This window comes from Xenorhabdus japonica (assembly GCF_900115195.1).
Lineage (GTDB): Bacteria > Pseudomonadota > Gammaproteobacteria > Enterobacterales > Enterobacteriaceae > Xenorhabdus > Xenorhabdus japonica.
Window position 1 is genome coordinate 1 of sequence record NZ_FOVO01000061.1, and the last position, 9,561, is coordinate 9,561.

The window sequence follows — 9,561 nt, forward strand, 5'->3', positions numbered from 1 at the left end:
GTTCCAATTTTCGAGTGAATAAGGTCATAAAAGACAGGCGCCTAAAGGAAGAGCGCCGATCTTAATGGATAACATGAGCTTTTGCGACACCCTCTGAAGGCCGGGGTTTTACGGCGCACTGGATAAAACTATCAGGTAGACTTCATTTATATAGGTCAACTTTGACCATAAACTATCATCCGAAATATTTATCTATGTTTATTCAATTAGTTAACAAACACAATCATTCTGGCTATGTTTTTGAAAATCCGCGTTCATCATGCGATGAAAGGATTTTCTTATCTTATAGCTATCAAATTATCAAATAGATTTCACATCTATACGGTATCATCCTTGACCAAAGATTCTCATTTGTAATATTTATTCAATAAATTTGATTGAAATGGATAACCAAACTAGATTAGATAGGGATTGATTTCTATGAAGTTAGTAAATTGTAAAAAGTGTAAGGGAGAAATTGCAAGGAACGAACAAGCATGTTCACACTGCGGAGAGAAAAAATCGGGCATATTAAAGTCAGAAACTTCAATAGGAATAGCTATTTTCGTCCTGTCTTGCAGCTTTGCCAACAGCTATGACAAGAAAACCGCTTCCACAGATGAAATCCATTTTCCTTACAAGAAAATGCATGGGCTTGTTACTGGTTCTTTCTACAACTGCTTAAGTCAAAAATTTTATACAAAACCGGGCAAGCTAAAACTTGATGAAATTTTTGAGTGTGACAATGATTTCAGAAAAGATCCACATATGCCTCATGACTTAATCAATCTGGATAACTTTGTTTCAAACTTTAGCTGCGAGGATAATTCTTACAGACCGTTAGAAAAAGCAATTAAAAGTAATATGTTTGATGTTTCAAGTTATCAACATGTTGAAACAACCTACCGATTGGTCCTCAATCAACGACGGCCTTACTCTATAGTACAAACAGTGTTCAAAGGTAAAAGTGCATTCGAAAGGATATTAAAAGATTCTCGTGCGGCGAAAGTAGATATAAAAACAGGAGAAATTATAGAGCTAATACCCAACGTGACAGTGTTAGATACGGGAGGGATTGTAATGGAAGTAGTGCCTGAATAATAAATCATTCAAAAGGATTGCATATTGTCTGGCAACAGCCGGTAATTCAATATTTTTATGAATGGAATTGGCATAATGTGCCTCTGGTATCCTCCTAATAATATTGACTACAATGTGCTAAAAATCAGTAAAATCTTGCCAAACAGCGGACCATTCGAATAAATTATCGTCAAATTAAGTCTTCAGTGCCCCAAAATTTCGATATTCCACTAAAAAGTGTCACAATACGCCGATATAACTTTTAGAGCCATCTCATTCAGGCATCTATAATTACAGACTGATTGAATACGAACTACGTACAGAGGCCGGAGCGTATAGATCATCGATTAAGGATAAATACGCAAGGATTATGAACACAGTACCGATTCAAGATGATAAATAACAAACATACTGAAAACACATGATACAAGCACCTCCTTTTCGTCGTTCACTTTTACATCCCCGCTACTGGCTGACCTGGCTAGGTATCGGCATACTTTATTTACTGGTTTTACTGCCTTATCCAGCAATTTACTGGATGGGAACCCGGCTTGGTCGGCTATCACAGCGTTTTTTGAAAAAACGCTCCAAAATTGCAGAGCGCAATTTGGCACTTTGTTTCCCTGACATGCCAGCAGAGAAACGGCATGAATGGTTAGTTAAAAATTTTGAATCTGTTGGAATGGGCGTGTTTGAGACCGGAATGGCCTGGTTTTGGCCAGATTGGAGGATTAAACGTTGGTTCAAAGTCACCGGACGGGAACATATCCAAAAAGTGCAATCTACAGGTCAAGGGATTATCGTCATTGGGATCCATTTTCTGACATTGGAATTGGGAGCACGTATTTTTGGCATGCTGAACCCAGGTATTGGAGTTTATCGTCCAAATGACAATCCGGTCATGGATTGGCTACAAACTTGGGGGCGGCTCCGTTCTAATAAGTACATGCTGGATAGAAAAGATGTTAAGGGCATGATCCGATGCCTGAAAAATGGTGAAATTGTTTGGTATGCCCCTGATCATGATTACGGCCCACGTAACAGCGTATTTGCTTCATTATTCGCTGTTGAGCATGCAGCAACCACGACAGGAACCTCAATTCTCATCCGTTTGGCCAAGCCCGCGCTGATTCCTTTTACTCCTCGACGATTACCTAACGGAAAAGGTTATGAGTTGATTATTCAACCTGCGGTAGAAAACTTTCCTCTAAAGAATGAAGTAGAAGCTGCAACATTCATGAATAAGGTGATAGAAAAAGAGATTATGCAGGCACCTGACCAATATATGTGGTTGCACCGCCGTTTCAAAACCCGACCCGAAGGCATGCCATCTTTGTATGGTGACAACGATAATATTCACTGATAAGCACAATCTGGCTGTTATTTTCTCAATAACAGCCAATACTTATTCTCCCCCTTCCCACAAATTAATGTTACAAAATTATTAATTAATTGATTCTTCCTTGCTATTGTAAAATTTTAATAAGCATTATTTTTTACATTTTTGAAACATTTTATTAATCCAAAAATTTTCTGGATTTGTTTGCGTTTCTACAATATTTCTGAGGAATACAACGATAAATCTATGGCCTTTATGTAATCTCTTACCATTTAAGAACACATTTATATGCGTAACACCCGAAAAGATCACAATAAGAATCAATTAAAAAATAATTGTTTGTTTTATAAGATTTTTAACAAAAAATATTATAGAAAATAGAAAATAGAAAAATATTTAAGTCAAGATTTCCCCTCATGCAATAACTACTAAATTCTAAAAATGAGATTCTTATCAACTTTTGTTCTAAAAGATGGAATATAAAGTAGAAAATGTGCTTTGTGCCGATTAAAAGCACAAAGAACATGTTAAAAATACACCAACAATTAAGTAATCAGTTTTATAAGAACATGTTAACAAGAGCAACAATATGCTTATAAAACAGCCTTTTCATTTTAACTTGTAAAGCATCTCCATCACACAGATGGTTTTTTAGGAAGAATTATTAAATGCAATCTTCAACTAACAACGGAAATAGCAGAACCTTTTTTGGACACCCTTACCCTCTTAGCTCTCTTTTTCTGACAGAAATGTGGGAACGATTTTCGTTCTATGGCATTCGTCCCCTTCTGATTTTATTCATGTCTGCTGCAATCTTTGAAGGCGGTATGGGAATACCGCGTGAACAGGCCTCAGCAATTGTCGGGATTTTTGCTGGCAGTATTTACCTGACATCATTACCTGGCGGCTGGCTGGCCGATAACTGGCTAGGGCAACGCCTTGCCGTTTGGTACGGTTCAATCATTATTGCTTTGGGACACCTTTCAATCGCTCTCTCCTCGATCTGGAGCAATAATCTGTTCTTTATTGGATTGCTGCTTATTGCACTCGGCACTGGCCTGTTCAAAACCTGTATCACTGTGATGGTAGGAACACTGTATAAAAAAGACGATCCTCGCCGTGATGGTGGTTTCTCCCTGTTTTATATGGGCATCAACATAGGATCTTTAATCGCTGCACTAATCACTGGCTGGTTAGTGAAAGATTATGGCTGGCACTGGGGCTTTGGCGTCGGTGGATTAGGTATGCTGGTCGCTTTGCTGATTTTCCGTTTCTACACTGTTCCTCTGATGCACAGTTATGATAAAGAAGCAGGGTTGGATTCCACTTGGGATCGCCCAATGGTAAAACGCAAAAATGTTGGCAAATGGATCAGTGTAATTTCAATAGTTACCTGTACAATTGTTGCACTATTGACAATGGGAATCATTCCATTTAATCCGGTCAAAGTTGCTAACCTGCTGGTTTATGTCATCTCTTCAAGTGTAATTCTCTATTTTGCCTATCTATTCCTGTTTGCTGGACTAACCCGCAATGAGAAAGTTCGCTTGCTCATCTGTTTCATCCTGCTGGTTTCAGCCGCTCTATTCTGGTCAGCATTCGAACAGAAACCGACATCATTTAACTTATTTGCCAATGACTATACTGACCGAGTAGTACTGGGTTATGAAATTCCTGCTGTCTGGTTCCAGTCAATCAATCCGCTGTATATCATCTTGCTGGCCCCAATCTTTAGCTGTTTGTGGCCTGCATTGGCAAAACGCAATATGAATCCAAGTAGTATTGGTAAATTTGTCATTGGTATGCTGTTTGCTGCAGGTGGTTTTACAATCATGATGTTCGCTGCTCAGAACGTACTGGAAAGCGGTAGTACAGTTTCACCACTATGGATCGTTTTCAGTGTTCTCTTCCTAACCCTTGGTGAGCTTTGTCTTAGTCCAATCGGGTTAGCAACTATGACAGTATTAGCTCCTGTGCGTATGCGTGGGCAAGTCATGGGATTATGGTTCTGTGCCAGCGCATTAGGCAATCTGGCTGCGAGCCTGATTGGTGGCAATGTACGTGCAGATAAATTGGATAGCTTACCTCAGCTATTCTCTAACGTATCTCTGTCATTAGTGATTTGCTCCGCTATTTTGCTTGTTTTAATTATTCCTATTCGCCGTTTGACGAGCAGCTTGCATAAAGCAGAAACAAAATCTTAAGTAATCTAATCCTTGGTTAAGCCGTCACTAAGATCTCCATTTTTAAATCGAGGATATTTAGTAGCGGTTTGTTCCTTTTGGCATAAAATATCGAATATATAAAATTATTGTGAGAGAGGCGAATCCAAGTAGGATTAATATTTGTTGTTATTGCTTTCATTGTATTTACACTAATATCCTATTTATCTGGTTTTTTAAACAATGTGATATCCAATAAAACCACAATATAAACTGCAATTAATAAAATTACATGTTTAATATTTATATTATTAGCCATTAATTTATTTCTTAGCCAGTTTTAAACAAGAATACATCTTGAGGAGCACCCTCTGGTTACAGTGAGCTACAAAAAGCTGCTTTGTAGCTCATTAAATAAGATCAAGAGTTAGTAGTTTTATTAATAAGAGCTACAAGCATCTGCAATATCAGCATAGGAATAGCCATTCCCCTGCTCTTTCTCTAATTTCTGCCTTGTTTCTCTATAGCAACGACGTTGATTCTGTTCTCTGAAGTGCTCCATAACTTGGTTTTGTTTCGTATGAGGAGAAACGTTAAACTGCCCCTCATTCCAATTATAAGAAAATTCTAAGTTGTTTTTCTGTTCAAATCTATTATTGTATTCTTTCCGTTCATTTTCCCGCTTCTCAGCTAAGGCATTATCTTCAGCCAGTTTCTCTGTATTCCAATTTTCATGGTTCAATTTGTTTCTCTTGTTCAGGTACTCTTCTGAAGGTTTGTTATCCGCTGGTATATCACTTTTGTAGCTCAAATCCAAAGCCAGAGCTTGGGAAAAACACACTGACAAAATAAAAAATAGGCAATAAGATCCTTTGATTTTCATATCTTTCCTTAATGGAACTATAACAAAGAATTATTATTTAATAATCATTATCACCTAAGGTCAATACTCTAATTTATGTACATTTTATGTTCAAGTAAGATAACTCTTTACAAATCAATGTAGTTTCAACATTCTGTATCCGGTTTTTTATTACAAAAATAAGTGAGATTCTGATGCATTCATACCCTATTTACCATGTTGATGCCTTTACCGAAAAATCGTTTTCTGGCAATCCCGCTGCTGTTGTTTTGCTGGACAAATGGCCATCAGATGAAATGCTGATTTCCATTGCTGCTGAAATCGGTCTTCCAGAGACGGCTTTTTTGGTAGAAAACCACCTACGTTGGTTTACACCGAAAGTCGAAGTAGATTTATGTGGGCATGCAACATTAGCAACTGCATTTGTTCTCATAGCACATCGTAATCACCAAGATCAATTAATCACATTCAAAAGCCGCTCTGGTGAACTCCGAGTTTCTCATCAAGATGGTATTTTTACATTAGATTTCCCTGCCGCCGATTGTCATGAAGAAAATGCTCTAATCCCTGTTATCCAAGATGCTCTGGGACAAAATGTTTCCGCCGTGTTCGCTTCACATGATCGTTATATTTGTGTTTTAGATTCCGCAGAACAAATCATCAATACTCAACCTGATTTTACTAAGATTGCTGCCCTGTCTTTGCCAGGACTTACCATTACGGCTCTTGGTGATTCATCTTCTGATTTTGTTTCACGCTATTTTGCGCCTGCCAAAGGTGTCAACGAAGATCCTGTCACAGGTTCCAGCCATTGTGTTCTCGCGCCTTTCTGGGGAAAACACCTTAATAAAACCGAGCTTCATGCTTGCCAATTATCCGAACGAGGTGGTGAGCTATTATGTCGAATAGAGGGAGATCGTGTTTACCTGACAGGTAAAGCGAAGCTTTTTTCGCATGGTGAAATACTTATTGAAGACATATAACTATTTATTTTAAATAGAAAAATTATTGATAAATCACAATAAATGAAAGCTATCAACAAGAATGACTAGGGATACCTCCCTATTGGTATTTTAGAGAGCTTATAAAAGATGGTCAGAAGAATAAATTCTGCTGACCGATAATGGTAACCATCCGTCATTAATCTTGATTTCGAACCAACAAATCCGAATTAATTTCCGCGATTGATCTCGCCCCTGTCAAGGTCATCACCACCCTTATCTCTTTATCAATCAGATCCAGCAAATTGGAAACGCCAGCTTCACCTGCCGCTGCCAACGCATAAACAAAAGCACGCCCTAACAGAACACTATCAGCGCCCAAAGCAATCATTCTCACCACATCCAACCCTGTTCGGATGCCGGAATCAGTAAGAATAGTAATATCATTTTTGACTGCATCCGCAATCGCAGGTAAGGCTCGTGCCGCTGACAGAACCCCGTCAAGCTGACGCCCACCGTGGTTTGAAACCACAATACCATCTGCCCCAAAACGCACAGCATCTTTAGCATCTTCTGGATCGAGTATGCCTTTGATAATCATTGGCCCTTTCCAGAAATCACGGACCCACTCCAAATCTTTCCATGAAATAGATGGATCAAAATTACGGCTCAACCAACCAATATAATCTTCTAATTTGATCGGTTTGCCGCGATATATAGAAATATTGCCAAGATCATGTGGCTTACCACGCAATCCCACATCCCAAGCCCATTGAGGATGAGTCATTGACTGCAAAATACGACACATAGCCGCATTTGGGCCGCTCATCCCAGAATGAACATCACGATAACGTGTTCCGGGAATCGGCATATCAGCGGTAAACACCAGATTTTTGACTCCCGCAGCCTGCGCTCTTTCTAGTACATTACACATAAAACCACGATCTTTCAGTACATAAAGTTGAAACCATATCGGACGATCTATGGCAGGAGCGACTTCTTCAATCGGGCATACTGATACAGTCGACAGAGTAAATGGAATCCCCTTTTTGGCTGCGGCACGTGCAGCTTGTACTTCACCACGGCGTGCATACATTCCCGTTAATCCTACGGGAGCAAGTGCCACTGGCATTGACATTTTTTCTCCGAATAAGCTAGTTTCCAGACTTAATTCGGACATATCCTTTAACACACGCTGACGTAATTCAATATTGGATAAATCTGCGGTATTACGTTTAAGGGTATGCTCTGCGTAGGCTCCGCCATCAATATAGTGGAACAGAAAAGGCGGTAACTTGGCTTGTGCTGCAACCCGGTAATCAGTTGGAGCGGAAATAATCATAATATGTACCTTAATGTTGAAAAGTTATTCGCACATTTTTCAAGATGCCAGAATCAAGGCCATAACAGCCGCAATTCCCCCATAGACCAGCATGGGTAAAATTGTCTTCTTCATAATCTGCCCTTCCGCGTTGGTAATCCCCAAAATAGAGCAAACGGCAATAATGTTATTCAAACAAACCATGTTGCCCATCGCCCCACCAACAGATTGCAGTGCCAGCATCAAATTAACATTCATTCCATTGCTCAACGCTATAGAATGCTGTATCCCTCCAAATGTCAGATTGGAAACAGTATTAGAGCCTGAGAAAAATGCCCCCAATGTCCCTAAGAATGAAGAGAACAACAGCCAACTTTCCCCTGTAATTGCGGCCAATACCTTTCCAATAATTATCACCGGTGCATTTCCGTTCCCTAACATCATCATATTCACCATCACTAACGCACCAAATAACGCAATAAATGGCTTGAAAATACGAGAACCTGTTTCACAGAACATTTGTTTCACTTGATGGCGGTTCAGTTGAAACAATGGAATGCACACCAATACCACCAACAAAAATGGAATAATTGCTGGTACATATAACATCTTGTAGCTAGCAGACGCTGATGTTCCCAATACTTGCTGCAAAATTAACACTAAGGACTTACTAACGCTCAGATCACCCAACCATCCTAAGTTAAATTGCCAATTGACCTCAGCATTATTCAGCAATGCCTTGATACCTAGTTGATGAATACGGGTAATAATCAGTACCCCAATCAATAACAAGGTAGGCATCATGGCTTTGATAATCTTGTTGAAAGGCACAAACTCTCTTCTTTTTTCGTAACGTTTTATGCCAATCCCCATGCGAGCGAGTAATATAGAGAAAGCCAAGCCAATAGCACCGCCCACTAATGCCGGAAATTCATAATTAACCTGAGCTAATAATAGGTAAGGAGCCGTACAACCTAATATACTCAAGATGATAAATAGGATGTTTTGGCGGATTTCCTGCCACGACACAATAAAACGCAGGGCCAATAGAGGAATAACAAAACCAGCAACAAAGTGGATCAATGCCGTCAATTTCCCGATTTCCAATAAATGGTCATCCGGTAATCCGAGATTGGCAAAACCAAACCAAGTCGGCGTCCCTACCGCTCCGAAAGAAACGGGAACTGAGTTCATCACCAAAGCCAATAAAGCGACCCGCAAGGGATTAAATCCCAACCCAACCAATATGGGAGCTACAATCGCTGCTGGCGTACCGAAACCACTGGCACCTTCAATCATAAATGCAAAAGCCCAGCCAATAATCATTAATTGAGCCACAGGGTTAGGGCTGATATTTTCTAACCAATTGCGCACAACATCTTCAGCTCCGCTGATTTGCATCAATTTATTCAGTAAAATTGCGCCTAAAATAATCGTGATAGGAGTAAAAACGGAAATCAGAGTTGTAATAATATTGGCATGTAATAATATAGGTTGAGTACCAAACCAAAATAATTGTATTAAATAAATAATTATGGCTGTCAACGGCAAAGCAATAAAGGATGAAATACCATTACGTTTGGTCATCATCCAAATCAACAGGACAATCGGAGAGATGCTGAAAAACAAGGGCATAGAATCCTCAATAATTATTTCTCTAAACTTAAAAATAGTTAAGCCAATAAAAATCAAAGAGATAAAAAATGTATTTTGGTTAAAAGAATATATAGATCACATTAATTAGACATGTGAGCCACAAAAAATAATTTTATTTTTATACATCTTGGATTCGCATGATAGGTGCAATTTCTGAAAAAGGTGGTCAGTTGCTATAGTAGGCATCTTTCTCGCCAAAGGAAAATGCGCTATGGCCTATA

Annotated in this window: 7 protein-coding genes; 4 read left to right on the forward strand and 3 right to left on the reverse strand. The window is 39.1% G+C overall.

All coding sequences use genetic code 11. The annotated features are described in order from the left end of the window. Positions 1–420 precede the first annotated feature (420 nt). The 3 genes from BM135_RS15790 (at position 421) to BM135_RS15800 (ending at position 4,602) form a co-directional block, all read left to right on the forward strand. Entirely contained in the window at positions 421–1,080 is a 660-nt protein-coding gene (locus BM135_RS15790) for a hypothetical protein (RefSeq protein ID WP_092521394.1), read from the forward strand. 400 nt (positions 1,081–1,480) lie between these two features. Then, complete coding sequence (locus tag BM135_RS15795) at positions 1,481–2,422, forward strand: Kdo(2)-lipid IV(A) acyltransferase (RefSeq protein ID WP_092521396.1); 942 nt, start codon at positions 1,481–1,483, stop codon at positions 2,420–2,422. A gap of 644 nt (positions 2,423–3,066) precedes the next feature. Then, positions 3,067–4,602, forward strand: a complete 1,536-nt coding sequence (locus BM135_RS15800; protein WP_092521398.1) for a peptide MFS transporter — start codon at positions 3,067–3,069, stop codon at positions 4,600–4,602. 397 nt (positions 4,603–4,999) lie between these two features. Here the strand turns inward: BM135_RS15800 and BM135_RS15805 are convergent, their stop codons facing one another. Beyond that, on the reverse strand, positions 5,000–5,443 hold the full coding sequence (locus tag BM135_RS15805; RefSeq protein ID WP_092521405.1) for a hypothetical protein: 444 nt from the start codon (positions 5,441–5,443) through the stop codon (positions 5,000–5,002). Positions 5,444–5,616: 173 nt separating this feature from the next. On the opposite strand from BM135_RS15805, the gene BM135_RS15810 reads away from it, so the two are divergent. Then, positions 5,617–6,405: a PhzF family phenazine biosynthesis protein gene (locus tag BM135_RS15810; RefSeq protein WP_092521406.1), complete on the forward strand. Its 789-nt coding sequence runs from the start codon at positions 5,617–5,619 to the stop codon at positions 6,403–6,405. Positions 6,406–6,562: 157 nt separating this feature from the next. Here the strand turns inward: BM135_RS15810 and lldD are convergent, their stop codons facing one another. Then, complete coding sequence (lldD, locus tag BM135_RS15815; RefSeq protein WP_092521407.1) at positions 6,563–7,705, reverse strand: FMN-dependent L-lactate dehydrogenase LldD; 1,143 nt, start codon at positions 7,703–7,705, stop codon at positions 6,563–6,565. Between the two features lie 39 nt (positions 7,706–7,744). After that, on the reverse strand, positions 7,745–9,319 hold the full coding sequence (locus BM135_RS15820) for an L-lactate permease (RefSeq protein ID WP_092521408.1): 1,575 nt from the start codon (positions 9,317–9,319) through the stop codon (positions 7,745–7,747). Positions 9,320–9,561 lie beyond the last annotated feature (242 nt).

Bases quoted from the DNA above. Each gene is read 5' to 3' on its own strand.
- BM135_RS15800 (WP_092521398.1), top strand. From the start codon at position 3,067: ATGCAATCTTCAACTAACAACGGAAATAGCAGAACCTTTTTTGGACAC.
- BM135_RS15820 (WP_092521408.1), bottom strand. From the start codon at position 9,319: ATGCCCTTGTTTTTCAGCATCTCTCCGATTGTCCTGTTGATTTGGATG.
- BM135_RS15810 (WP_092521406.1), top strand. From the start codon at position 5,617: ATGCATTCATACCCTATTTACCATGTTGATGCCTTTACCGAAAAATCG.
- BM135_RS15790 (WP_092521394.1), top strand. From the start codon at position 421: ATGAAGTTAGTAAATTGTAAAAAGTGTAAGGGAGAAATTGCAAGGAAC.
- BM135_RS15805 (WP_092521405.1), bottom strand. From the start codon at position 5,443: ATGAAAATCAAAGGATCTTATTGCCTATTTTTTATTTTGTCAGTGTGT.
- lldD (WP_092521407.1), bottom strand. From the start codon at position 7,705: ATGATTATTTCCGCTCCAACTGATTACCGGGTTGCAGCACAAGCCAAG.
- BM135_RS15795 (WP_092521396.1), top strand. From the start codon at position 1,481: ATGATACAAGCACCTCCTTTTCGTCGTTCACTTTTACATCCCCGCTAC.